Raw genomic sequence first — 25,503 nt, forward strand, 5'->3', positions numbered from 1 at the left:
CTGATTTCGTAATAAGAAAGGCCCGCTTTCACGGGCCTTTCTTTTATGCATTACGCAGGCGCAAAAGATCTGGCGGTGTCGCCTCTTCTGTGAGACGAGCAATCGCTTCGTCCAGCGTCATGGCTTCCTGATCGCGTGAACCAAGACGACGCATGTTGACTGTTTTTTCTTCAGCTTCACGCATACCGCAGACGAGAATGACCGGAACCTTCTGCAAGGAATGTTCGCGGACCTTGTAGTTGATTTTCTCGTTGCGAACGTCAGTCACAACCTGCAAACCAGCAGCCTTGAGCTTGGCTGCAACTTCCGCTGCATAGCCGTCAGCTTCCGACGTGATCGTTGCAACGACCACCTGAATAGGCGCAAACCAGAGCGGCATGTGACCGGCAAAGTTTTCGATCAGAATGCCAAGAAAACGCTCCATCGAACCACAGATTGCGCGATGGATCATGACCGGCTGGGTCTTTTCCGAATTGCTGTCGATGTAGAATGCACCGAAACGTTCAGGCAGGTTGAAGTCGACCTGAGTGGTTCCGCATTGCCATTCACGGCCGATAGCGTCTTTCAGCGTATATTCAAACTTCGGACCGTAGAACGCACCTTCGCCCGGCAGAATACCGGTCTTGATGTCATCTGACTGTTCCTTGATCTGCTCAAGAACCGTCATCATTACGCTTTCAGCGCGATCCCACAATTCATCCGAACCGACGCGTTTTTCAGGGCGGGTCGAAAGTTTGATCGTGATCTCTTTAAAGCCGAAGTCCTTATAGACCGACAGAATAAGATCATTGATCCGTAAGCATTCCGAAGCCATCTGTTCTTCAGTACAGAACACATGTGCGTCGTCTTGTGTGAAGCCGCGAACACGCATCAGACCATGCAACGCACCCGAAGGTTCGTAGCGATGCACATTGCCAAATTCTGCAAGCTTTATAGGCAGATCGCGGTAAGACTTAAGGCCATGCTTAAATATCTGGACGTGACCCGGGCAGTTCATCGGCTTCAATGCAAACACGCGATCATCATCGGTATCGTCACCGGCAACAGTGACCTTGAACATGTTGTCGCGATACCAGCCCCAGTGACCGGAAGTCTCCCAAAGCGACTTGTCCAGCACCTGCGGCGCGTTCACTTCTTGATAGCCGTGGCTGTCGAGACGACGACGCATATAAGCCACCAGCGTCTGGAACATGCGCCAGCCTTTGGCGTGCCAGAACACAACGCCCGGACCTTCTTCCTGGAAATGGAACAGATCCATTTCGCGGCCCAAACGGCGATGATCGCGTTTTTCAGCTTCTTCAAGCATATGAAGATAGGCGTTGAGATCATTGTCGTTGGCAAATGCCGTACCGTAGATGCGTGTGAGCATCGGATTGTTGGCATCGCCGCGCCAGTAAGCGCCTGCAACCTTCATCAGCTTGAAGGAATTGCCGATCTGGCCTGTGGACGCCATATGTGGACCGCGGCAAAGATCGAACCATTCGCCCTGATTATAGATCTTCAGATCCTGACCTTCAGGGATCGCATCGACGAGCTCAACCTTGTAGCTCTCGCCCTTATCGGCAAAAACCTGCTTGGCCTTCTCGCGCGACCAGACCTGCTTGGTAAACGGCTTGTTGCGCTGAATGATTTCGCGCATCTTCTTTTCGATCACCGGCAGATCATCTGGCGTGAAAGGTTCATTACGCGCAAAGTCGTAGTAGAAACCATTCTCGATGACAGGGCCGATCGTGACCTGCGTTCCCGGGAAAAGCTCCTGCACGGCTTCAGCCAAAACGTGCGCCGTGTCGTGACGGATCAGTTCCAGCGCGCGTGGGTCTTCTCGGGTCAGAATTTCGATAGCGCCGGAAGCACCAAGCGGATCGGAAAGATCGCGCACGGTGCCATCTACGGCATAAGCCACGGCTTTCTTAGCAAGTGATTTGGAGATTGATTCTGCAAGTTTGGCGCCGGTTGTGGCGGCATCATATTCGCGCACCGAGCCATCGGGAAATTGCATGGAAACATTCGACATCATATTTTCCTTATCCAGTCCCGCCAACGATTGCGGGTGGTTTACGCACGAAGCGATCCTGCTTAAGTTCGCAGAACCGCCTATATGTTGCTTTTTGCAACTTTGAATGAAGACTGGCTATTAGTCTTTTTTGGCCAGTCCGTAAAGCAAAAGCGCCGTGGCAAACTGCATCACGGCGCCTGTCAGAGTTCTGGAAACTACTGCATAATTCCTTAAATCAGAATCGATTTACGGTAAAATTATGCAGCATGTTTAAACTGTTAGAGCGGCCTTTGTGCGCCCCCTTGGGCGTACGACGCTCTAAATGAACTCAGTTGCGGATTGCGAGACAGGGAACGCCCTGCTGCTTGAGCTTCGTACATGTCTTCTCAGCTGCATCCGAATCTTTGAAGCCTGTGAAACGAACACGATAAACCTTACGGCCACGCGGAGCTGTCGAAATTTCAGCCTTCGTGCCGGGAACCAGACGGCTCACGACAGGCAAGTACTTGGCCTGCAATTCATCCGCACCTTTGCGCGAAGGTGATACACCAACCTGAACACGCCAGGCAGACATTGCAGATTTCACCAGAAAGCCACCATCGCCCTGCTCGATTCTAGAATCATCGATCATGTCGGCAACAGCATCAACCTTCGGCTTCTGAGGCTTAAGCGGCGAGATAACCGGCAATGGCGTCTGGATTGCAGCGGCGGCAGCGACAACTTCTTCCGTAGCCGTTCCCGCGCCTTCCGTACCGAAGCGGGTCAGCAGCTTCGCCATGCGATCATCACGCTCACGCGAGGATCCGGCACCAAGCACGACACCCACAAGATGCTTGTCATTGATGATTGCGGATGAAACGAGATTGTAGCCCGAAACATCGGTATAGCCGGTCTTGATCCCATCAACGCCCTGATAGCGATACATCAGGTTGTTATGGCCGTTGAACGGACGGCCTTTATAGGTAAACGAACGCTGGGAAAACAGCGCATATTCCTGCGGAAAATCACGACGCAGCGACATACCAAGCACAGCCATATCGCGTGCGGTCGTCAGCTGGGTCATCTTTGCGGTCAAGCCCGATGGGTTGGCGAAGTAAGTGCTTTTCATACCAAGGTTTCGAGCTCTTTGCGTCATGAGACGACCAAAACCTGATTCCGAACCACCCAGATATTCGCCGACAACGGTGGCTGCATCATTTGCAGAAACAATAACCATGCCGTTGACTGCATCGCGGACAGAAATCGTCTCGCCCGCCTTGAGATAAAGCTTCATTCTAACTTTTGCAGCTGCATTCTTGGAGATGGGCATTTCATCATCCCAATGCAGCTTACCGGTCTTGAGAGCTTCAAATGTAAGGTATAGCGTCATCATCTTTGCCAATGACGCAGGAGCACGTTGCTCGGTTGCACCGTCTTGTCCCAGAACAATGCCGCTATCGGCATCAAAAACCACCCACGAAACATTCGCCATGGCGTTGGTTGTGCAGAAGATACTGGCACCAAGCGCAACACCGGCAATCAGCTGGGAGGTGCGGGACAACGATTTATGCATATTGGCTCACAAGAAAAGAAAACACGATGCAAATGAAGCCGAATTACGGCGCGAAAAAGACGCCGGGCCGACCTGATTTCCTTTTCCCGATAAAACAGATTTATCATTAACGAATTCTAATCAGTGGACGATAAATTAACAGATTTGTATCAATCTTTTAAAAACAGATAGTTAGCCTGTGGGTGACGACACCCGCCAGTAACGCCAAGGCAAATACCAGCGATAATAGCCTGATAATTCCTTGGGCACAGGATCGAAACCGTGAGTCCCCATGGGGCCACAGCGCATGATCCGGAACAGCCCCATCCAGCTACCGTTCCACAATCCGTAACGAGCCACAGATTCGTAGGTATATTCTGAACAGGTTGGCATATGGCGGCAGGAATTGCCGATGAATGAGGAAAGGGTGAGCTGATAAAGCCTTATCAAGCTCGTACCGAGCACCCTGCCAGGTGTTTTCCGCCACGGATCAGTAAAATTGCGGGTATGGCGCTTCTTGACTGTTGTTGCTTCACCCGAATGATCTTTCCCGCAACTGCACATATCAGGCGGCCTGCACCTTTTCTTCGATCTGGCGAATGCAATCAACAACTGCGTCAAAAGTCAAAAGCGTCGATGCATGGCGTGCCCTGTATTCACGCACCGGTTCGAAATATTTCAGATCCTCAAAGCGACCTTCCGGTGCAGGGCCATTTTCTTTCAGCATCTTATACATCGCATCACGAGCGGCTCTGAGTTCTTCCGACGAGCAGCCGATGACATTTCGCGCCATAACCGATGACGACGCCTGCCCCAATGCGCAAGCCTTTACCTCATGTGCGAAATCCGTAACTACCCCATCAGCCATCTTCAGATAGACCGTAACCGTTGAGCCGCACAATTTTGAGTGAACGGTTGCGACCGCATCAGGGTTAGCAAGCCGCCCTATCCGTTCGATATTCCCTGCAAATTCAAGGATACGTTTGTTGTAAACATCGTCGATCATTTGGACAAACCTTCCGTCTAGTATGGCGAACCCGAAATTCGTATAACCGTAAAGCGACCGTCTGAACGAATTTCGGGTTCTAAGCCATACTAGTATAGTATTGAATCTAGTGTGGTTTTCGGATTTGAAGTCCCTATACGTGAATGCATTGCCATCGATAGGAACTTCAAATCCACCACACTAGCCGGATAAAAACGTAAATTTGTCGCCCGGTTACGGTTTGAAGTTGCATTTTCCTGACTATATAATAGGCAAGTCGTGACTGCGCCATGGACAGATTATCACATGGTAATGAGCAGCCGCACGAATATCCGTCCGGCAGCTTGGTGTTGCCGGATCAATACATCGCACGCTCGCAAGCCAAACCGCTGGGCGCATCGTTGTATTGTCCGTTTAACTCGTCTCCTCCTCGAAGGAGACTACTGGAGAATACTGATGGACGCTCGCATCCTTAAAATCGATGACGAATCCAATTTGCCCGTAGATTTGCCAAAGCCAACGCAGGCCGAAGCAGAAGCTGCTGTGCGCACACTTCTTCGCTGGGCTGGAGATAATCCCGACCGTGAAGGTCTTCTGGACACGCCACAGCGTGTTGCCAAATCCTATAGTGAGCTATTCGGCGGTTATGCTGAAAGCCCCGAGGATGTTCTTGGCACCACTTTTGAGGAAGTCTCCGGCTATGATGATATGGTGCTTGTGAAGGACATCTCCTTCTTCTCGCATTGTGAGCATCATATGGTGCCGATCATCGGCAAGGCACATGTTGCCTATTTACCGGATGGCAAAGTGCTCGGTCTGTCGAAGATTGCTCGCGTCGTCGATATTTTTGCCCGTCGCCTGCAAACACAGGAAAGCATCACCGCTCAGATCGCTGAAAGCATTCAGCGTATTCTGAAACCTCGCGGTGTCGCAGTCATGATTGATGCAGAACATATGTGCATGGCGATGCGCGGCATTCGCAAACAGGGCTCAAGCACAATCACGACGACCTTTACCGGCACTTTTAAGGAAGACGTGAACGAACAGGTTCGTTTCATGAGCCTTATTCGCAAGTAAGACATATAATCAGGCGCAACAATGAGCATTTTTCCTGCCCAGCCCTCCGACAAGAAGGCGATTGAAGAAGGCACGGTTTTCATGCCGCGCTTTGATGCATCAGGTCTTATCACTGCTGTCGTAACCGATGCACGTGATGGTGAGTTGCTGATGGTCGCCCATATGAACGAGGAAGCGTTGCGCCTGACGCTTGAAACCGGGATCGCGCATTATTGGTCGCGCTCCCGCAATACGCTTTGGAAAAAGGGCGAAACCTCTGGCAACCTGCAGAGCGTGATCGAGCTGCGTACCGATTGCGATCAGGATGCGCTCTGGCTGAAAGTCAGCGTTGCTGGTGCTGGTCCCACTTGCCACACAGGTCGCCGCTCGTGTTTTTATCGACAGGTTCAATCTGTGGATGGTCAGATCAGCCTGTCGCTGAATGGCTCCTGCGACCACAATCACTAACTTTTCTCACGATCTGTGAACTCTCTCAAATCGATGTGATGGCGCGATTTTCTCTCGCGCCTTCAATTTGCAGCATTTATTGTTTCGATACAGTGTTTTGATACACTCCCCCGAAAAAGAGGTGCTTGGTCGATATGCTCGCATGGGGTCAAAGGCGCAAGGCAGCCAATACGCAACCCTTGAAGCCGGAAGAAGAAATCATCGATCTGCCGCAGGTGCGGCATGAACCACGTCGCATTGCGCTCGCCTTGGGCGGCGGTGCCGCACGCGGCTGGGCCCATATCGGCGTTCTACGCGCACTTGATGAAGCGGGCATCGAAATTGAGATGATCGCCGGCACATCGATCGGTGCACTGGTCGGTGGTTGTTATCTGGCGGGCAAACTTGACCAGCTCGAAGAATTCGCACGCAGCCTGACACGGCGCCGCATGTTCAATCTTCTCGACATCACATTTCGTGGAAGTGGTTTGTTCGGTGGCATGAAGCTCGACGGGCGTATGCGTGAGCATCTCGACAGTCTGCGTCTTGAAGATTTGGATCGTCCATTCGTCGCGGTTTGCACCGAATTACGCACGGGCCATGAAATCTGGCTCTCTACAGGCCCGTTGGTTGAAGCAATGCGGGCATCCTATGCCCTGCCCGGCGTGTTTGAACCTGTTCGCTGGCAGGAGCGCGTACTGGTTGATGGTGCGCTGGTCAATCCGGTTCCTGTCTCGGTATGCCGTGCCTATGAACAACGCCTCGTTCTGGCTGTAAATCTCCATTACGACCAGTTCGGCCGCGCGGCTGTTATCAAACATGCCCAATCGCGCCAGGAAGGTTTTGCTGAAACAATTCATGGTGAGAAGGAAAGTCGCCTCGGCATCACCGGTGTCATGATGGAAGCCTTCAACATCATTCAGGACCGCATTTCACGTGCCCGTATGGCTGGCGATCCGCCGGATGTTTCACTGATGCCGACCGTCGGACAAATCGGTCTGGCCGACTTCCACCGCGCATCAGAAGCAATCGATATTGGCTACGCTGAAACCGTAAAGCGATTGGAAGACATCAAAAGACTGCAAGGCATAAGCGGTTGATGGACGCAGCAGATTCGCCACGATCTATGGTAAATCCGCATAGGTCGACGTTGAAAGCCGCAGAATGGCCACAATCTTGACACCAAGAAGCCAGGAAAACTGAAGTTTTAAGTGCCTTAAATTGCAGTATTACGACTTTTAGGCACTCTTTTTTGAAAAAGATCGGCAGAAGCACAAGATCGGGCTTGTGCCTGTCTGATCGATTTGCTAGATGCCTCCTCGCTGACAAGTTCAGCTTCTACCACACAGTGCGGTCGTGGCGGAATTGGTAGACGCGCAGCGTTGAGGTCGCTGTGGGGCAACCCGTGGAAGTTCGAGTCTTCTCGACCGCACCATTCTCTCCCAAGAGTTATGATTTCTTTTAAGACACAGCTCTGCGATCTGGTTGAACACCAGATGAAGCAGGGCTTTTTTGCGTTTTAAAATCAGACATTTAAGCCCGACATAAAATAACTTCATTCAATTGTGCTCAACTGCAAGAATGGCCTTGTGCAGTCCAGATTGATTTGCTAAATGCCCTTTCGCTGACAAGTTCAGCTTCTACCACGTGCGGTCGTGGCGGAATTGGTAGACGCGCAGCGTTGAGGTCGCTGTGGGGCAACCCGTGGAAGTTCGAGTCTTCTCGACCGCACCATTCTCTTCCTGAGAAAATCTGATTTTTTGCGCTGCAGCAATGAATAGCTTCTCGAATTTGGGATGTTATGCACGCTGCTAAAATGCTTTATTGCATCATGCAGACGCCAATCAACGACAGGAAGACACAATGAAAATCAGCGCACGCAATCGCCTCAAAGGCACAATCGTCGATGTCACCAAAGGCGCAACCACGGCACATATACGCATTGATATTGGAAATGGCGTCGTTGTTACCTCGTCCATCACCAATGAAGCCGTAGATGAACTTGACCTCAAGGTTGGCAAGACGGCTTATGCCGTCGTCAAGGCATCGGATGTAATGGTCGCGACAGACGACTAACCCAATAAAAACCCCGCTCAAAGCGGGGTTTATTGTTTCAAAGGTTCAATCACACTTCGTCACTATGCTCGCCCAGTTTCGGCGAACGTCTATCGAGTTTCAGTTCGGCGTCCGAGAATCGGATTGGCGTACGCAATCCCGGCACACCATCGGGATCGATTCTCATCTGTCGCGCGATGAATTGCGGATCGGCAAACACATCTTCAACCGTGTTGATCGGCCCGGCAGGCACGCCTGCCTTGGCAAGCGCTGCCAGAAGATCATCCCGTAACCACTGCTTCGTACGATCTTCCAGCAAAGCCGTGAGTGCATCGCGATTGGCAACGCGCAATGCATTAGTGAGAAAGCGGGAATCGCGCGCGATTTCGCCGATTCCCAGCAAAGCGGTCAGTTTTGCAAACTGCCCGTCATTGCCACAGGCGATAATGAAATAACCGTCTGATACAGGCAGCGTCTGATAAGGCGCGATATTGGGATGCGCATTGCCCATCCGCTTGGGAGCAACACCCGACGCCAGATAATTCATCGCCTGATTGGCAAGAACCGCCGACATGCAATCAAACAGCGCCATGTCGATATGCTGACCCTTGCCCGTGCGCCCACGCATGATTAGAGCCGACTGAATGGCGATGACGCTGTAAAGCCCGGTGAAGATGTCTGCGAAAGCCACACCAATCTTTTGCGGTTGCCCGTCCGGATCGCCAGTCAGGTCCATGATGCCGCCCATGCCCTGGATCATGAAATCATAACCCGCACGTTCTGCATAAGGGCCGGTGTGGCCGAAACCCGTGATTGAACAATAGATCAGCCGTGGATTGATCGCCTTCAGGCTTTCATAGTCGAGACCGTATTTATCAAGACCACCGAGCTTGAAATTCTCAATCACCACATCCGCATCAGCGACGAGCTTGCGCACAAGCTCCTTGCCCTCAACGGTGCGAAAATCGGCAATGATCGATTGCTTTCCACGATTGCAGGCGTGGAAATAGGCTGCTGACTTTTCGCCTTCAACCTCGATAAAGGGCGGTCCCCATGTGCGGGTATCGTCACCTTCAGGGCTTTCGACCTTGACGACGTCGGCACCCAGGTCGGACAGTGTCTGTCCGACCCATGGACCTGCCAGAATGCGGGCCAGCTCAATGACTTTAAGACCCGCAAGCGGTGTATTCTGCATTTCTCAAAACCTTTCCGGCGATCAGAAGAAGGCCTGAATGCCGGTCTGCGCACGTCCGAGAATCAGCGCATGAACGTCATGCGTGCCCTCATAGGTATTGACGGTTTCAAGGTTCTGCGCGTGGCGCATAACGTGATATTCGATCTGAATGCCGTTGCCGCCATGCATGTCACGAGCCTGACGTGCAATATCGAGTGCCTTGCCGCAATTGTTGCGCTTGACGATAGAAATCATTTCGGGCGCCATCTTGCCTTCGTCAAACAGACGGCCAACGCGCAGAGAAGCTTGCAAGCCAAGCGTGATTTCGGTCTGCATATCGGCGAGCTTCTTCTGGTAGAGCTGTGTGCCAGCCAAAGGCTTGTCGAACTGTTTGCGATCAAGCCCATACTGGCGTGCGCGGAACCAGCAATCCTCTGCCGCACCCAGCACGCCCCATGAAATGCCGTAGCGTGCACGGTTGAGACAGCCGAACGGACCCTTGAGGCCCGATACATTCGGCAACAATGCATCTTCCGATACTTCCACGCCATCCATGACGATTTCGCCGGTGATCGAAGCACGCAACGAAAGCTTTCCGCCAATCTTGGGTGCAGAAAGCCCCTTCATGCCCTTTTCGAGCACAAAACCACGGATCGCGCCGTCATGCGCCGTCGACTTGGCCCAGACCACGAAAACGTCGGCAATCGGTGAATTGGATATCCACATTTTGGAACCGCTGATGCGATAGCCGCCATCGATTTTGTCAGCTCGGGTTTTCATGCCCGCAGGATCGGAACCGGCGTCAGGTTCGGTCAGACCGAAGCAACCGATCAATTCGCCGGAAACCAGACCCGGCAGATATTTCTTGCGCTGCTCATCAGAGCCATAAGCATAGATCGGATACATGACGAGCGACGACTGAACGCTCATCATCGAACGATAGCCGGAATCGATGCGCTCAACTTCGCGTGCCACCAGACCATAGGACACATAACCGGCATTGGCAGCGCCGTATTCTTCAGGAAGCGTTACACCGAGAAGACCAGCCTGCCCCATCAAGCGAAACAGGTCTGGATCAGTCGTCTCATCAAGATAGGCTTTTTCAATGCGTGGCAGCAGAACATCGCTCGCGAAAGCCTGCGCCGAGTCGCGGATCATCCGCTCGTCTTCGGTCAATTGCTCATCAAGCAGAAACGGATCTTCCCAGTTAAATACGGCACGCGACATGAACAATCTCCTCAAATTCAGTTGTGGCGACTATGGCGCAGCACTCTCTCACATGCAATTTACGTTTACTCATTGATCTATTCCATTTAGTAATAGATCATGATTTCACTATCGAGACGACTGCTTCCCTCTACAAGCGCGCTTGCTGCCTTTGATGCAGTGGCGCGCTACCAAAGCTTTTCGAGCGCAGCCGAAGAGCTGTCTTTGACGCAAGGTGCTGTCAGTCGTCAGATCGCTTTGTTGGAAGAACAGCTTGGTGCTGTCCTGTTTGACCGCACCAGCCGCCATGTCATGCTGACTGATGCCGGACGCGCCTATCTTCATGCAATAAGCCCTGCCCTTGCTTCCATTCGTGCCGCCTCATTGCAGGTCATGTCGCAAATGCGTGGGACAACGCTCAATCTCGCATTTCTTCCGACCTTCGGCACCCGCTGGCTGATCCCGAGAATCCCGCGTTTTGTCGCACAATATCCGGATATTATTCTGAATTTTGCCACGCGTATCGGCCAGTTCGACTTTGAACGCGAGGGCCTTGATGCGGCAATCCATATTGGCCAGCCAGACTGGCCCAATGCCGATTGCACATTTCTGATGGAGGAAACGGTTGCGCCTGTTTGCAGCCCGGCTTTTCTGAAACAGCACGCGATCACCGAGCCGACCGACTTGTTGCGCCTGCCACTTTTCAATATGGCGTCACGCCCTGGCGCATGGAACCACTGGTTCAAAAGCCTCGATATTGCAGCGCCTGTAGCGGGCGGAATGCGCTTTGAGCAGTTCTCAAATGTTTCTCAGGCATGTGTCGCAGGTCTTGGGATTGCACTGATGCCGCTGTTTCTGATCAGTGCCGAAATTGAAAGTGGGCAGCTTGTCGTGGCCTATCAACACACAGTCAAAAGCCCGAGCAGCTATTACTTTGTAACACCGCAGGCGCGTGCAAACACGCCTGCGGTCAAGGCCTTTCGCGATTGGCTTTTGACGGAAGTCAATCGCGAGTTCGATCCTCACGCCATCGAGTTGCTGACGATTTCATAAGAGCGAAGGCGCTTCTGATGGTCATAGATCATGCCCGTCACCATCAATTCGTCAGCGCCGGTACGTTCGGCAAATTCACGAATGCCCTTGTCGACTGTTTCAGGGCCACCCACGACACGACATGAGAGCATCTGGCGAACCAGTGCCTGTGCGGAAGGATCAAGCTGCTCCTGATAGCCGACAACGGGCGCTGGCAACTTGCCCGGACGGCCGCTGCGCAAGTTCACAAATGCCTGCAATTGTGACGTGAACAGATGATGCGCTTCTTCATCCGTATCGGCTGCAATGACGTTGAGTCCCAGCATCACATAAGGCTTCTGCAGATATTCGGACGGCTCAAATCGTTCGCGATAGAGTTCAACAGCACGTTCCATGTCAGCCGGTGCAAAATGGGAGGCGAAGCCATAAGGCAGTCCCAGCATCGCAGCCAATTGCGCGCCAAACAGGCTTGAACCGAGAATCCAGACCGGAACATTCAGTCCCGCGCCCGGAACGGCCTGAACGCGTTGGGCGGGATCGGCCGGCTTGAAATAATTGAGAAGCTCCACGACATCGCGTGGAAAGTCATTGGCGCTGCTTTCCAGATTGCGGCGAAGCGCGTGTGCGGTCAGCTGATCGGTGCCCGGCGCCCGGCCAAGGCCCAGATCGATACGACCCGGAAACAGCGACGCCAGTGTGCCGAACTGTTCGGCAATCACCAATGGCGAATGGTTGGGCAACATGATTCCACCTGCCCCAACGCGAATTGTGGACGTGCCCGCCGCCACATGGCCGATAACCACCGAGGTTGCCGCACTGGCAATACCGGGCATGTTGTGATGCTCGGCCAGCCAATAGCGCGTAAAGCCCAATTTTTCGGCCTGCTGGGCCAATTCGAGCGTGTTGTGCAGAGACTGTCCTGCATCACTGCCTTCAGGGACGGGTGAAAGATCGAGTACAGATAAAGGTATCATGATTGCTCATATGGTGTGTGAGAGTTGGGATGCAAATTCATCCCAAGAAAAAGGGCGGCCCACATGTGGCCGCCCTTAATCTGATTATTCAATACAAGTTTCAGTGATGGGCTGCTGTCGCAGGCTCCTTGCCCTCTTCCTGCTCTGGCACGAACTCGCCTTCCACATCCTTCTTTGCAATGAAAGTGTAGAACATAGGAACCACGAACAGCGTGAAGACCGTACCGACGGTGATGCCGGTGAAAATCACCAGACCCATTGAGTAACGGGCAGCCGCACCCGCGCCACTTGCAATGATCAGCGGAACAACACCAAGCGCCATAGCAGCCGTGGTCATCAGAATCGGACGCAGGCGGGTTTCTGCCGAGAGGATGATGGCCTCACGACGCGAATGACCATGCAGGCGACGCTGCTGATTGGCGAACTCCACCATCAGAATGCCGTGTTTGGTTATCAGCCCCACAAGCGTAATGAGGCCGACCTGCGTGTAGATGTTCAGCGTTCCAAGTCCCAGATTCAGCGGAACGATAGCACCAAAGATCGAGAGCGGCACCGACATCATGATGATGAACGGATCGCGGAAGCTTTCGAACTGCGCCGCAAGCACCAGATAGATCACGATAACGGCGAGACCGAAGGCAATCATAATCGTATTGCCTTGCTCGACTTCCAGACGCGACTGACCGGAATAGTCGAGGAAGAAGCCTTCCGGCATCTTCTGCTGCGCCAGATTGACGAGCGTCTGCAGGCCCTGACCTGTCGTAACACTCGGCATAGGCAGAGCGGAAATCGTCGCAGAGTTGAGCTGATTGAACTGCTCAATCGCCGCAGGCGAAGCGTTCGTCTTGATCTTGATCACCGACGACAGAGGCACCATCGAACCCGAAACACTGCGAACATAGAAATCGCCGAGCTTTTCAGGATTGGAACGATAGATGTCCGGCACCTGACTGATGATGTCGTAGCTGTTTGAATCGCGGTCAAACTGGGCAATCTTTGCACCACCGGTCAGAAGACCAAGGGTCGAACCGATATCGCTCACCTGCACACCAAGCGTTGCAGCGCGATCGCGATCAATCGTGATCGTGGTCTGCGGTGCATTAAAGGACATCGAGTTCTGAACAATGATGTACTGACCCGTTGCCTGTGCTTCATTCTTGATTTCCTCAGCAAGCTGGAAAACCTGATCCGAAGGACCTGTTGATTGAAGCGCAATTGAGATCGGCAGACCGCCGCCCGTACCCGGCAAGGAAGGCGGAGCGAAGATAAAGGCTTCAACACCTGCGACCTTGCTCAGACGATTGGTCAAATCCTGCTGGATTTCCTTCTGCGAGCGCGAACGTTCCGACCATTCCTTCAATACCCAGAGCGCAATACCCGAATTCGTACCGCCATCCATACCAACGATCTGGAAGCGTGTATCCAATTCTGGCAGATCCTTGGTCAGACCATCGATCTGCTCGGCATAGAGATTGGTGTATGCAGAAGTCGCATATTGCGGAGCCTGGAACATCGAGAACAATGCGCCGGAATCTTCTTCAGGTGCCAGTTCGGTCGATGTGTTCACAAACAAGAAGCCTGTAAGACCAATCAGAGCAATAACGATCATCAGGGTGATCGGGCGATAATTAAGCGACCCCGACACCATGCGATGATACCACTTCTCGAATCTCGAGAAGGTGCTGTCGATGAACTTCTGGAATCGCGATGCTTCGCCATGCTTGAGCATACGCGCGCACATCATCGGCGAAATCGTCAATGCCGCTACACCGGAGATGATAACCGCGCCTGCCAGCGTGAAAGCAAACTCGCGGAACAGCGAACCAGTCAAGCCGCCGGTAAATCCGAGAGGCGCAAACACCGCTGCCAGCGTGATCGTCATCGCAATAATCGAACCGGTGATTTCCTTCATACCCTTGAAGGCAGCATCCATCGGACGCAACCCTTCTTCGATATGACGGTGAATATTCTCCAGCACCACGATAGCGTCGTCGACCACCAGACCAATCGCCAGAACCATCGCAAGCAGCGATAGGAGATTGATCGAGAAGCCGAAGATATAAAGGAAGAAGCAGACACCGATCAGCGAGATCGGGATTGTTACGATTGGAATGAGAACCGAGCGGAACGAACCAAGAAAGACGATGATGACCAGAATAACAATGGCCACGGCTTCGCCGATGGTCGTGAAAACTTCCTTGATCGACGAGCTGATCTGCTCGGTCGCGTCATAAACGAGATCAAGCTTCATGCCTTCAGGCAGCGATGCCTGAATAGACGGCAATTCCTTGCGAACGGCGCTCGCCATGTCGATAGGGTTTGCTGCAGGCGTCGGATAAACGCCAAGGAACGTACCGGCAGAGCCATTGAACGAAACAATCGTATCCGTGCTCTTTGCAGCCAGTTCGATTTTTGCAACATCGCGCAGGCGCACGACTTCATCGCCGGAAGTCTTGATCGGCATCGCGCCAAAGGCTTCAGGCGTCTGCAAGGTCGATTCCAGCGTGATCGAAGACGATACGTACTCGTTCTTGGTTGTGCCCGGTGCCGACAGGAAGTTCGAGGCATTGATAGCAGCCAGAACCTCGGGTGCTGTGATCTCGCGTGCAGCCAACTGGATCGGATCAATCCACACACGCATCGAATAGACTTGACCACCAAGAATTTCAGCCTTTGCCACACCTTGAATCGTGGACATACGAGGCTGAATGACGCGCTCCAGATATTCCGTAATCTGCTCGCTCGTCATATTCGGATTTTGCGCTGCCAGATACATGGTCGCAAAACTCTGGCCCGTGCCCTTGACGATAACCGGATCATCGGATTCAGACGGCAGATTGCCACGAACCTGATTGACCTTTGCGATCACTTCGGTGAGCGCTGCATCCGGATTTGCGCCAAGCTTCATCTGAACCGTCACCGTGCTCGACGATGGGCGGCTGGATGACGTGACATAGTCAATGTTTTCAGTGGTTGCTACCGATTCAGCGATTGGCGACGTAATAAAGCCCTGAATAAGCTCAGCACTCGCACCCGCATAAGCCGTAGTAACGGTAATAACGGTTTCATCGACCTTTGGATATTCACGCACAGTAAGCTGCGCGATACCCTGAAGGCCAAGAAGAATGATCATGAGAGCGACCACAGTAGCAAGTACGGGTCGCCGGATGAAGATATCGGAAAAGCTCATCTTGCTCGCCTATTACTTGTCAGCCGCAGGCAGCGGATTGACTGTGTTGTCGATCATAACAGCAGCACCTGGTGCAAGCCGGTTCTGACCTGCACTGATCACGATGTCACCAGCCTTCAAACCATCGGTAATTTCTACGACGCCGCCATAACGACGACCGAGTTTGACGAAGACCTGCTGGGCGATCAGCTTTTCAGCTTGCCCTTCGGGAGCCTTTTCGCCTTCCTTCGGCTGTTGCGGACGAACAGCATAAGCATAATCGCCATAAAGGCTGGTCACGATTGCAGTCTGAGGCAGCGCAAGAACATTGTCTTCCTGCGGAAGTTCAATGCGGACCTGAACGAACTGGCCAGGTACGAGGCGCGGCTCATCGTTCCGCACCTCTGCACGAACCGAAACCAGACGGCTTGATGGATCGATCTTCGGGTCAATACCAACAATCGTTCCATTGTAAGTGAGTTTATCTGCGTTTGGACCGACTTTCACAACCTGGCCGAGTTTGAGCGACGTCAAGGATTGTTCCGGCACGGTGAAATCAATCCGCATCTTGTCAATTTCCTGCAAGGTACCGATTACAGTACCGGGCGTCAGATACTGACCGAGATCGACTTTCGAAATACCGATCATGCCATCAAAGGGCGCAGTAACGGTCTTCTGGTCAAGCACAGCCTGCATTCTCGCAACGGTCGCCTGTTTGGCACTTGCCGCAGCAGCCGTTGTATCAACGTCAGAAACTGCACCAACACCGCGTGTGCGCAGTGTTTCAGCGCGTTTCAGGTTTTGATCTGCAAGAATAGCTTCAGCCTTGGCGGCCACCAGATCGGCAGTTTCAATGCTGTTTTCGAGTTCAAGCAGAACGTCGCCCTGCTTCACTTCCTGATTGGCCTTGAAGTTGATTTTATCAACGATTCCATTGACCTGAACCGTGAGATCAACACCATTGATCGCATTCGCAGAACCGATTGCTTCAATACCGGGCGTCCATACACCCGGCTCCAATGTAACGGTTGAAACCGTCTTCGCCGGCTGTTGCATATTGGCGAAGAAATCTTTGATCGCCTGCGTTCTGAACAGGTTAAATCCAACAAGCCCTCCCACGACGATCACGAGGAAAATTATTGCCAGAATAAGGCGCTTGATCATTGCGGATGCACTCCAGAGCGTCGTTGGTGTGCTTCCTTTATGTTCCTCACAATTTGGTCGCACGAATTTTACTTGAATATCAGATGGAAATAACTGTACCGTCTGGACGGTATTGTCAACTATGGAACTGTCAGGAGACCCAAGGAATTGCACACAAAGAATAAGGTCTCTTCGCGAGAGCGCATTTTGCGCGCAGCCGTTGAACTCGCTCAGGAAGTTGGACCCGCACATATATCGCTTGATGCAGTGGCCGCCCGCGCAGGCCTCTCAAAAGGAGGATTGCTTTATTCGTTTCCCACGAAAGCAAAGCTGCTCGAAGGTGTGGTCGAAGAATATATGAAAGAGCATGAACGGGCGATGGAAGTTCAGGAGAACCTTCAAAGCGGTGATAAAAACCGCGTTGCGCGTGCTTTTTTTGATGTTTATCGCGTTCAAGCGGACGATGAACCGCCAGCCAGCGGAATTCTGGCAGCGCTGGTCGAGAACCCGGACTTTATGATCCCTGTCAGGCATTATCACAGAACCTTGCTGGATCGGATGCTGAAAGATGCGACCGACGATAATCTTGTTTTGATCACCTATCTGGCGCTTACAGGTCTGGAATGTGGCCGTTTGCTCGATTGTGATATCGTCAGTGATGAAGAGCGTCACTCGGTTATCTGTCGGCTCGAGAAGCTATTGGAAGCTGGTTAACCCCATCTGCTGCCGATAATTGATACAAAAAACGCGCCATAAATGGCGCGTTTTGTTTTTAACGAAGATGAAGTTACGGGGCTGGAATGTCGCCCCTCTCCCATCCGGCTGTCGTTTCAGCGGCAAAATCTTCAAAGCGCCCTTCGGCAATTGCCGCGCGAATGCCCTGCATCAGATATTGGTAATAAGCCAGATTATTCCATGTCAGCAGCATTCCGCCCAATGCTTCACCCGACTTCACCAGATGATGCAAATAAGCGCGGCTGTAGTCACGCGTTGCCGGGCAATTAGATTCCGGATCAAGCGGACGATGATCATCGGCATGACGCGCATTGCGCAGGTTCACTTTTCCAAAGCGCGTGAAAGCCAGACCATGACGACCGGCACGCGTCGGCATCACGCAATCGAACATATCGATGCCGCGGGCAACCGATTTTAGAATGTCATCCGGCGTGCCGACACCCATCAGGTAACGCGGCTTTTCCGATGGCAGGATCGGGCAAACAACTTCGAGCATGTCGAGCATGACGTTCTGCGGTTCGCCAACCGCCAGACCGCCAACGGAATAGCCTTTGAGGTCCATCGCCTTCAGTGCTTCAGCCGAGCGTTCACGCAGACGCGCATTGTCACCACCCTGCACGATGCCGAACATCGCCTTGCCAGCCTGTGTGCCAAACGCCACTTTGCAGCGTTCTGCCCAGCGCAGCGACAATTCCATCGCGCGTTCGGTGTTCTTTTCAGGCGATGGCAGCGCCACGCATTCATCGAGCTGCATCTGAATATCGCTATCGAGCAGCCCCTGAATTTCGATGGAACGTTCCGGCGTCATTTCATAAGGCTTGCCATCGATATGCGAGCGGAAAGTCACGCCGTTTTCATTAAGCTTGCGGAGCTGCGCGAGCGACATGACCTGAAAGCCACCGGAATCCGTCAGAATCGGACCTTTCCATCCGCCAAACTCGTGCAGACCACCGAGACGCGCCACACGTTCAGCACCTGGACGCAGCATCAGATGGTAGGTGTTGCCGAGGATAATATCAGCGCCCAAATCCTTCACCTGATCCATATACATGGCCTTGACGGTTCCGGCTGTGCCAACCGGCATGAAGGCAGGTGTCCGCACCACGCCGCGCGGCATGGAGATTTCGCCCTGACGCGCTGCGCCATCACGCGCAAGCACTTTGAATTCAAAATTTTCGCTGGTCATGCCGTGTCTCTAATATCTCAAGCTCGTTCAAGCAAGCTTGCATCGCCGTAGGAATAGAAGCGGTAGCCTGTCTCGATTGCACGCTTATATGCTTCTTGCATCGTGTCGAAACCACTAAAGGCCGAAACCAGCATGAAGAGCGTCGAGCGTGGCAGATGGAAATTGGTCATCAGCAGATCGACTGCACGGAATTTGTAGCCCGGTGTGATGAAAATATCAGTCGGGCCTGCCCAAGGGCGAATGATGCCATCTTCACCGGCAGCACTTTCAATCAGGCGCAGCGATGTTGTGCCGACGCAAATCACCCGGCCGCCGCGCGCATGAACGGCATTGAGCGCATCTGCGGTTTCCTGCGAAACATAACCGATCTCGGAATGCATCTTGTGGTCCGTCGTGTCGTCGGCTTTGACAGGCAGAAACGTGCCCGCCCCCACATGCAGTGTCACGAAATGCTCTTCGATACCGCGTTCGCGAATTCTCTCAAGAAGATCAGGCGTGAAATGCAGTCCAGCAGTTGGTGCTGCAACTGCGCCCTCTTCCCGCGCATAAACAGTCTGATAATCGCTGCGATCGCGCTCATCCTCAGCGCGCTTGGATGCGATATAAGGCGGCAAAGGAATATGGCCGACGGCGGCAATCGCTTCGTCAAGCATCGCACCCGAAAGGTCGAAAACCAGAAGCACTTCACCTGCATCACCCTTTTCGGCAACGGTTGCATCGAGCGCGCCCATGAAGCAGCTCGAACCAGAATGACCGAAACGAATGCGGTCGCCTTCCTTCACGCGCTTGGCCGGACGCAGGAAAGCTTTCCAGCGATCAAGGCCGGTGCGCATGTGAAGCGTAGCACTCACCTGCGAAATATTGCCTTCGCGCTCGCGCATGCCTTCCAGCTGTGCCGGAATAACCTTTGTATCGTTGAAAACGAGCGCATCACCCGGTTGAAGCAGATCGGGTAATTCAAATACCTGTCGATCTTCGAATGGCTGACCGGGACGGACACGCAAAAGTTTGGCGTGATCGCGCGGCTCGGCTGGACGCAGCGCAATACGCTCATCCGGCAAATCGAAATCGAAAAGATCAACACGCATCGTAAACCTCATAAGAGCACCACCATTCAGCATACGCTCATGGAAATGCGTCAAAGCAAGAGCGGCCCCGGCAAAACCGGAGCCGCTATATTTCTATAGAAATGACTAAATTAGATGTCTGCAGCAATGCGTGCAGTTACGATCACGTCTGGATCGGTAACAGGTTCGCCGCGCTTGATCTTGTCAACATTATCCATGCCTTCGATAACCTGACCCCATACAGAGTACTGACGGTCAAGCCATGGAGCATCGGTGAAGCAGATGAAGAACTGCGAGTTAGCCGAATTCGGGTTCTGCGAACGAGCCATCGAGGCTGTGCCGCGCTTGTGCTGGGTGTTCGAGAATTCAGCCTTCAGGTCGGGCTTGTCCGAACCGCCCATGCCAGCACGCGAGCCGTTAAAATGCGCGCCGCCGGTCTTGCCGAACTTAACGTCGCCGGTCTGAGCCATGAAACCGTCGATAACGCGATGGAACACAACGCCGTCATAAGCGCCTTCGCGTGCCAGTTCCTTGATGCGCTCGACATGGCCAGGGGCAAGATCAGGGTAGAGTTCGAGAACAACATTGCCCTTTGTGGTTTCAAGAACGAGTGTGTTTTCCGGGTCTTTGTAAGCCATCGGGCCTCTCCTATTGAGCGTATCCCTAAAAGTTTGAATCATTTTTTGGGACAGGAATACGCGTTGAATTTAGAGCGCATCCCGAAAAGTGTGAAACGGTTTTCGGATAAGATGCGCGTTAAAACAGATATTTAGAGCGCCGATCTCTTTCAATCAGATCGAAAAGCGCTCTAAAGCTTATTTCTTGTCGATCGTAGCCTTGATGATCTTGTCAGGATTTTCTACCGAACCATTGTCGGATTCACTACCCTTTTTGATCTTATCAACCACGTCCATGCCACTGACAACTTTGCCAACAACAGTGTACTGGCCGTTCAGGAATGAACCTTCGTTGAACATGATGAAGAACTGCGAGTTGGCCGAGTTCGGATCCTGGCTGCGCGCCATACCAACCGTGCCACGCACAAATGGTTCCTTTGAGAATTCAGCCGGAATGTTCGGGAGTTCCGAGCCGCCTGTACCAACACGCGAGGCATTGAAGCCCTTGTCGACGTTACCGAACTTCACGTCACCGGTCTGAGCCATGAAACCAGGAATAACACGGTGGAATGCAACGCCATCGTAAGCGCCTTCCTTCACCAGCTTTTCAATCTGTGCGACATGCTTTGGTGCAAGCTTTGGATCGAGCTCAATAGCAACATTGCCATCTTTGAGCTGCAAATTGAGGGTGTCAGCAGCAAAGGCTGCACCCTGAGACAGCGCAACAATAGCAGCTGCGGCAAGCGTCGAACGAATGAATTGCATGATCGGAAAACTCCCTGCGATCAGGATTTGAATTTTGCTTCCAGTGCTGTGGCTACCGCGACTGGAACGAAGGGCTTGATGTCGCCTCCCATAGAGGCAATCTGACGAACTAATGTGGCAGTAATCGTGCGCACGGCTGGATCGGCAGGCAGAAATACGGTCTGGAGTTCCGGTGCCATTGTGCCATTCATACCAGCCATCTGCATCTCATAATCGAGATCGGTGCCGTCGCGGAGGCCGCGAACCATAAGTTGCGCACCATGTTTACGCGCAGCAGCAATCACCAGATTGTCGAAAGAGATCACAGATAGTCGGTTGGCATCCTTACCGAGAATAGCCTTGGCGCTCGCACCGATAAGCTCGACACGCTCCTCAAAACTGAACAATGGTTTTTTGCCGGGATGCACACCAATGGCGACAATAACCCTGTCTGCAAGGCGCAGCGCACCTTTCAGCACATCCATATGGCCATTGGTCACCGGGTCGAAGGAACCAGCATAAATCGCGATCGTCATTTCTTCCAGCTAGCCTTTTCTCGTCAGATTTTCAACAACAACCACAATTGGAAAGAAATCAGAAACCAAGAAAACAGATGAATTCGATATGAACAACGATTTCACGACAAGTTCACAACCGATTTACCAAGATAGGCGCAAACTTGGTGCAACCTTTTCGCTTCTCAAGCGTATCTATAACGAAAGGATACCGCGATGATGATATTTCTTCTGGCATTATCCATGATGGTAGCGATGGCTGCATCGGCGATCGTATTGCTTCTGGAAGAGAACGAAGCGAAGCGCCAACGTGTACGTCCCGCCGCTTTTAATCTGAGCACCATGCGTAAGCTCAGATCGCATTAAGTTCTGTTTTGAGTTTCCTGAGATCGCCAGTTCCCTCCAGTCCTGGCATCTGAAAAAAGGCCGATGTTGAACCATCGGCCTTTTTATTTGGCGAATTAATTAGTGTTCTTTTGGAAAAGGTTTTCTCACGTAAGGCAGGCTCTGGCGTTGGCAAGCACCAAAAGCAAGATAATTTGCACGTCCCTCGGTTAGGCTGATTCCGCCATTTGGCCCGCAAAACACTTTGTGGGCATCATCTTCGTCTTGCCCATCATCTTCCCAAAAACAAACAGGACAAATTTCGAAACCACCTCGCTCGCTCAGTGTCTTAAACCCACAGCATGAGCATCGAAGCGGCAATTCATCAATACATTTCATTCACTTGCCTCAATAGCCAACGTTGAAACAATAAGGCAGAAATATCGCTTCTAACTTCCTTGGAGGCCGGTACTGACTAGATCAAAAATAGCTAGTCTAATCTGAGCTTCTCAGATTGAAAAAGCCCGGGAACTCCGGGCTTTCTTTGTTCAAAGTTCTATTCTTCGCCACCAGCTGCAGGCGCATCACCCTCAGCTGCGGTTTCATCAACCTCGGCAGCGCCATTCTCTTCGTCGCTTTCTGTTTCTGAAATGCGCTCGACCGAGACGACCTTTTCGCCGTCAGCCGTATTGAAGATCGTGACCCCCTTGGTCGAGCGTCCAGCGATACGAATGCCGCCAACCGGCACGCGGATCAGCTGACCACCATCGGAAACCAGCAGGATCTGATCGCTTGCTTCAACCGGGAACAGAGCAACAAGCTTGCCGATTTCGTCGGTTTTCGAAGTATCGGTTGCACGGATACCCTTACCGCCACGGCCGGAAACGCGGAACTCATAAGACGAGGAACGCTTGCCGTAACCATACTCACTGACCGTGAGAACGGTTTCTTCGCGTGCCTTAAGTTCCTGATAAAGCTCTTCCGAAAGATCCGTTTCGACCGCGACATCCTCACCGACAACCACGATGTCATCTGCATCGTCCGCACCTTGCGCCCGGCGCTCGGCAATCGAACGCTTGAGATAGGCAGAACGGGTTGATGCATCCGCATCCACATGATGCAGGATCGCCATCGAAATAACCTTGTCGCCATCCGGCAGATTGATACCGCGAACACCGATCGAATTACGGCCTGCAAAGACGCGAACATCTGTAACAGGGAAGCGAATACACTGGCCACCGGCACAGGTCAGAAGCACGTCATCGAATTCGGTACATGTATCGACCGAAAGGATTTCATCGCCTTCTTCTTCCAGCTTCATCGCGATCTTACCGTTACGGTTGACCTGAACGAAGTCGGAAAGCTTGTTACGGCGAACCGTACCGCGCGTCGTCGAGAACATGACGTCGAGGTTTGCCCAGGATTCTTCATCCTCCGGCAATGGCATGATCGTGGTAATGCGCTCACCCTGCTGCAATGGCAGCATGTTGATGAGGGCCTTGCCGCGCGACTGCGGATTGCCGACCGGCAGACGCCAGACTTTTTCCTTATAAACGATACCACGCGAGGAGAAGAACAGAACCGGTGTGTGCGTATTGGCGACGAACAGACGGGTTACGAAATCCTCGTCCTTCGTTGCCATGCCGGAGCGACCCTTGCCGCCACGACGCTGCGCACGATAGGTCGCCAGCGGTACACGCTTGATATAACCGGCATGACTGACAGTCACGACCATATCTTCGCGAGCGATGAGGTCTTCATCGTCCATTTCGGCGCCACCAAGACCGAACTCGGTGCGGCGTGGCGTGGCGAACTCGTCACGAACAGCAATCATCTCTTCTTTGACGATTGTCATAACGCGAATGCGCGAGCCGAGAATCTCCAGATAGTCGCGGATTTCTTCGCCGATTTTATTCAGCTCGTCCGCAACTTCATCGCGGCCAAGTGCTGTCAGACGCTGCAGGCGCAGATCAAGAATAGCACGTGCCTGCTCTTCCGAGAGGTTATACGTGTTGTCTTCATTGATCGCATGACGCGGATCATCGATGAGACGGATCAGCGGTGCCACATCAGCAGCAGGCCAACGACGTTCCATCAACTGCTCACGAGCGGTCGCCGGATCGGGCGCACGACGAATGAGAGCAATGATCTCGTCGATATTCGCAACAGCAATTGCCAGACCAACCAACACATGCGCGCGATCACGCGCCTTGTTGAGCAGGAACTTGGTACGGCGTGTGACCACTTCCTCACGGAAGGACACGAATGCCCGCAGCATGTCGAGCAGCGTAAGCTGTTCCGGCTTGCCGCCATTCAGCGCCACCATGTTACAGCCAAACGAGGTCTGCAACGGCGTATAGCGATAAAGCTGGTTGAGAACGACATCGGCGACGGCATCGCGTTTGAGTTCGACCACAACGCGATAGCCGTCGCGGTCGGATTCGTCACGCAGATCGGAAATGCCTTCGATACGCTTGTCGCGCACCAGTTCGGCCATCTTCTCGATCATCGAGGCCTTGTTCACCTGATATGGAATCTCGGTGATAACAATGGCTTCACGATCGCCGCGCATTGGCTCAATCGCCACGCGGCCGCGCATGATGACCGAGCCGCGACCCGTGCTGTAAGCCGAATTAATCCCCGCGCGTCCGAGGATGATACCGCCGGTCGGGAAATCCGGACCGGGGATGATCTCCATCATTTCTTCCAGCTCAATGGCCGGATTTTCGATGAGTGCTACGCAACCATCGATGACTTCGCCAAGATTATGCGGTGGAATATTGGTCGCCATACCGACCGCAATACCGCCCGAACCATTGACGAGCAGATTCGGAAAGCGCGCTGGCAGAACCATCGGTTCACGCTCGCGACCATCATAGTTGTCCTGAAAATCAACCGTATCCTTGTCGATATCCGACAAAAGGGATTCAGTGACCTTTTCCAGACGGCATTCGGTATAACGCATCGCCGCTGGCGGATCGCCGTCGATGGAACCGAAATTGCCCTGTCCGTCCACAAGTGGATCACGCAGCGAGAAGTCCTGCGCCATACGCACGAGGGCGTCATAAATAGATGCGTCGCCATGCGGATGGTACTTACCCATCACTTCACCGATCACACCTGCCGATTTACGGTAGGGGCGATTATAAGCGAGATTCATCTCGTTCATGGCATGGAGAATACGCCGGTGCACAGGCTTGAGACCGTCGCGCACGTCAGGCAGAGCGCGACTCACGATAACGCTCATTGCGTAATCGAGATAGGAGCGCTGCATCTCCTCAATAATGGAAATTGGTTCGATACCTGTAGGGCCGCTCGGGCCGCCATTCATATCTTCGGAACCAGGTGGAGGCGTTTGATCTGACACTATTCAGATATCTTTCTCAACAGAATCGATAAAGTCACTTTATAAAGTAAAACGGTACAAAACGCCAATTTCGCGACCATTTCAATAGGCTTATTTCCTTTATCGAATCAATAGTTTAAAAGATATTCACATAAAGATCGCGCAATGATGTTGCCGCAAAGCGCGCTTTACGTCGACCAA

23 protein-coding genes and 2 tRNA genes are annotated in these 25,503 nt (G+C 52.7%); 9 read left to right on the forward strand and 16 right to left on the reverse strand.

Going from position 1 to position 25,503, the window contains the following annotated elements; genetic code table 11:
- Positions 1 to 43: 43 nt before the first annotated feature.
- The 4 genes from thrS to CEV33_RS06230 form a co-directional block, all read right to left on the reverse strand.
- Positions 44 to 2,017: a threonine--tRNA ligase gene (thrS, locus tag CEV33_RS06215; RefSeq protein WP_094539620.1), complete on the reverse strand. Its 1,974-nt coding sequence runs from the start codon at positions 2,015 to 2,017 to the stop codon at positions 44 to 46.
- A gap of 307 nt (positions 2,018 to 2,324) precedes the next feature.
- The gene (locus tag CEV33_RS06220) at positions 2,325 to 3,548 is read right to left on the reverse strand and encodes a D-alanyl-D-alanine carboxypeptidase (protein ID WP_094539621.1); all 1,224 of its coding nucleotides are present in this window, start codon (positions 3,546 to 3,548) and stop codon (positions 2,325 to 2,327) included.
- 171 nt (positions 3,549 to 3,719) lie between these two features.
- Positions 3,720 to 4,091: a membrane protein insertion efficiency factor YidD gene (gene yidD, locus CEV33_RS06225; RefSeq protein ID WP_094539622.1), complete on the reverse strand. Its 372-nt coding sequence runs from the start codon at positions 4,089 to 4,091 to the stop codon at positions 3,720 to 3,722.
- A gap of 1 nt (position 4,092) precedes the next feature.
- Entirely contained in the window at positions 4,093 to 4,533 is a 441-nt protein-coding gene (locus CEV33_RS06230) for an iron-sulfur cluster assembly scaffold protein (protein WP_094539623.1), read from the reverse strand.
- Between the two features lie 435 nt (positions 4,534 to 4,968).
- On the opposite strand from CEV33_RS06230, the gene folE reads away from it, so the two are divergent.
- The 6 genes from folE to CEV33_RS06260 all read left to right on the forward strand — a co-directional run bounded on the left by folE (position 4,969) and on the right by CEV33_RS06260 (position 8,091).
- A complete protein-coding gene (gene folE / locus CEV33_RS06235; RefSeq protein WP_094539624.1) occupies positions 4,969 to 5,589 on the forward strand; it encodes a GTP cyclohydrolase I FolE in 621 nt (206 codons plus the stop codon).
- A gap of 21 nt (positions 5,590 to 5,610) precedes the next feature.
- Positions 5,611 to 6,036 carry a phosphoribosyl-AMP cyclohydrolase gene (gene hisI / locus CEV33_RS06240; RefSeq protein WP_094539625.1) on the forward strand — a complete coding sequence of 142 codons (426 nt, stop codon included), beginning with the start codon at positions 5,611 to 5,613 and terminating at the stop codon, positions 6,034 to 6,036.
- Between the two features lie 134 nt (positions 6,037 to 6,170).
- Complete coding sequence (locus tag CEV33_RS06245) at positions 6,171 to 7,115, forward strand: patatin-like phospholipase family protein (protein ID WP_094539698.1); 945 nt, start codon at positions 6,171 to 6,173, stop codon at positions 7,113 to 7,115.
- Positions 7,116 to 7,365: 250 nt separating this feature from the next.
- Positions 7,366 to 7,450 (forward strand) — tRNA-Leu (locus tag CEV33_RS06250).
- A 214-nt stretch (positions 7,451 to 7,664) separates the two neighbouring features.
- Positions 7,665 to 7,749: transfer RNA gene (locus CEV33_RS06255), tRNA-Leu, on the forward strand.
- Between the two features lie 129 nt (positions 7,750 to 7,878).
- Positions 7,879 to 8,091, forward strand: coding sequence for a TOBE domain-containing protein (locus CEV33_RS06260; protein ID WP_064320641.1), 213 nt, complete (start codon positions 7,879 to 7,881; stop codon positions 8,089 to 8,091).
- Positions 8,092 to 8,140: 49 nt separating this feature from the next.
- Here CEV33_RS06260 and CEV33_RS06265 read toward each other — a convergent pair whose 3' ends face one another.
- Both CEV33_RS06265 and CEV33_RS06270 read right to left on the reverse strand, forming a co-directional pair.
- Positions 8,141 to 9,265 carry a CaiB/BaiF CoA transferase family protein gene (locus CEV33_RS06265; protein WP_094539626.1) on the reverse strand — a complete coding sequence of 375 codons (1,125 nt, stop codon included), beginning with the start codon at positions 9,263 to 9,265 and terminating at the stop codon, positions 8,141 to 8,143.
- A 21-nt stretch (positions 9,266 to 9,286) separates the two neighbouring features.
- The gene (locus CEV33_RS06270) at positions 9,287 to 10,471 is read right to left on the reverse strand and encodes an acyl-CoA dehydrogenase (protein ID WP_094539627.1); all 1,185 of its coding nucleotides are present in this window, start codon (positions 10,469 to 10,471) and stop codon (positions 9,287 to 9,289) included.
- Between the two features lie 99 nt (positions 10,472 to 10,570).
- On the opposite strand from CEV33_RS06270, the gene CEV33_RS06275 reads away from it, so the two are divergent.
- Positions 10,571 to 11,503, forward strand: coding sequence for a LysR family transcriptional regulator (locus tag CEV33_RS06275; RefSeq protein ID WP_094539628.1), 933 nt, complete (start codon positions 10,571 to 10,573; stop codon positions 11,501 to 11,503).
- Here the strand turns inward: CEV33_RS06275 and CEV33_RS06280 are convergent.
- The 3 genes from CEV33_RS06280 to CEV33_RS06290 all read right to left on the reverse strand — a co-directional run bounded on the left by CEV33_RS06280 (position 11,473) and on the right by CEV33_RS06290 (position 16,789).
- Positions 11,473 to 12,456 carry an LLM class flavin-dependent oxidoreductase gene (locus tag CEV33_RS06280; RefSeq protein ID WP_094539629.1) on the reverse strand — a complete coding sequence of 328 codons (984 nt, stop codon included), beginning with the start codon at positions 12,454 to 12,456 and terminating at the stop codon, positions 11,473 to 11,475. The genes CEV33_RS06275 and CEV33_RS06280 overlap by 31 nt on opposite strands.
- A 100-nt stretch (positions 12,457 to 12,556) precedes the next feature.
- The gene (locus tag CEV33_RS06285) at positions 12,557 to 15,646 is read right to left on the reverse strand and encodes an efflux RND transporter permease subunit (RefSeq protein ID WP_094539630.1); all 3,090 of its coding nucleotides are present in this window, start codon (positions 15,644 to 15,646) and stop codon (positions 12,557 to 12,559) included.
- 12 nt (positions 15,647 to 15,658) lie between these two features.
- Entirely contained in the window at positions 15,659 to 16,789 is a 1,131-nt protein-coding gene (locus CEV33_RS06290; RefSeq protein ID WP_094539631.1) for an efflux RND transporter periplasmic adaptor subunit, read from the reverse strand.
- Between the two features lie 147 nt (positions 16,790 to 16,936).
- Here CEV33_RS06290 and CEV33_RS06295 point away from each other — a divergent pair, with 147 nt between their 5' ends.
- A complete protein-coding gene (locus CEV33_RS06295) occupies positions 16,937 to 17,482 on the forward strand; it encodes a TetR/AcrR family transcriptional regulator (RefSeq protein ID WP_094539632.1) in 546 nt (181 codons plus the stop codon).
- 73 nt (positions 17,483 to 17,555) lie between these two features.
- Here the strand turns inward: CEV33_RS06295 and tgt are convergent, their stop codons facing one another.
- The 5 genes from tgt to coaD all read right to left on the reverse strand — a co-directional run bounded on the left by tgt (position 17,556) and on the right by coaD (position 21,653).
- A complete protein-coding gene (gene tgt / locus CEV33_RS06300) occupies positions 17,556 to 18,689 on the reverse strand; it encodes a tRNA guanosine(34) transglycosylase Tgt (RefSeq protein WP_094539633.1) in 1,134 nt (377 codons plus the stop codon).
- 17 nt (positions 18,690 to 18,706) lie between these two features.
- Positions 18,707 to 19,777, reverse strand: coding sequence for a tRNA preQ1(34) S-adenosylmethionine ribosyltransferase-isomerase QueA (queA, locus tag CEV33_RS06305; protein ID WP_094539634.1), 1,071 nt, complete (start codon positions 19,775 to 19,777; stop codon positions 18,707 to 18,709).
- A gap of 110 nt (positions 19,778 to 19,887) precedes the next feature.
- Positions 19,888 to 20,394: a peptidylprolyl isomerase gene (locus CEV33_RS06310; protein ID WP_094539635.1), complete on the reverse strand. Its 507-nt coding sequence runs from the start codon at positions 20,392 to 20,394 to the stop codon at positions 19,888 to 19,890.
- Between the two features lie 177 nt (positions 20,395 to 20,571).
- Positions 20,572 to 21,138, reverse strand: a complete 567-nt coding sequence (locus CEV33_RS06315; protein WP_094539636.1) for a peptidylprolyl isomerase — start codon at positions 21,136 to 21,138, stop codon at positions 20,572 to 20,574.
- A gap of 20 nt (positions 21,139 to 21,158) precedes the next feature.
- Positions 21,159 to 21,653, reverse strand: coding sequence for a pantetheine-phosphate adenylyltransferase (gene coaD, locus CEV33_RS06320; RefSeq protein WP_094539637.1), 495 nt, complete (start codon positions 21,651 to 21,653; stop codon positions 21,159 to 21,161).
- 195 nt (positions 21,654 to 21,848) lie between these two features.
- Here coaD and CEV33_RS23970 point away from each other — a divergent pair, with 195 nt between their 5' ends.
- Positions 21,849 to 21,998 carry a hypothetical protein gene (locus CEV33_RS23970; protein WP_164844637.1) on the forward strand — a complete coding sequence of 50 codons (150 nt, stop codon included), beginning with the start codon at positions 21,849 to 21,851 and terminating at the stop codon, positions 21,996 to 21,998.
- Positions 21,999 to 22,097: 99 nt separating this feature from the next.
- On the opposite strand, the gene CEV33_RS24790 is transcribed toward CEV33_RS23970, so the two are convergent.
- On the reverse strand, positions 22,098 to 22,355 hold the full coding sequence (locus CEV33_RS24790; RefSeq protein WP_094539638.1) for a CPCC family cysteine-rich protein: 258 nt from the start codon (positions 22,353 to 22,355) through the stop codon (positions 22,098 to 22,100).
- 157 nt (positions 22,356 to 22,512) lie between these two features.
- The gene (gyrA, locus tag CEV33_RS06330) at positions 22,513 to 25,287 is read right to left on the reverse strand and encodes a DNA gyrase subunit A (RefSeq protein ID WP_094539699.1); all 2,775 of its coding nucleotides are present in this window, start codon (positions 25,285 to 25,287) and stop codon (positions 22,513 to 22,515) included.
- Positions 25,288 to 25,503 lie beyond the last annotated feature (216 nt).

Origin of the sequence: Brucella grignonensis (assembly GCF_002252505.1) — a bacterium.
Classification (GTDB): domain Bacteria; phylum Pseudomonadota; class Alphaproteobacteria; order Rhizobiales; family Rhizobiaceae; genus Brucella; species Brucella grignonensis.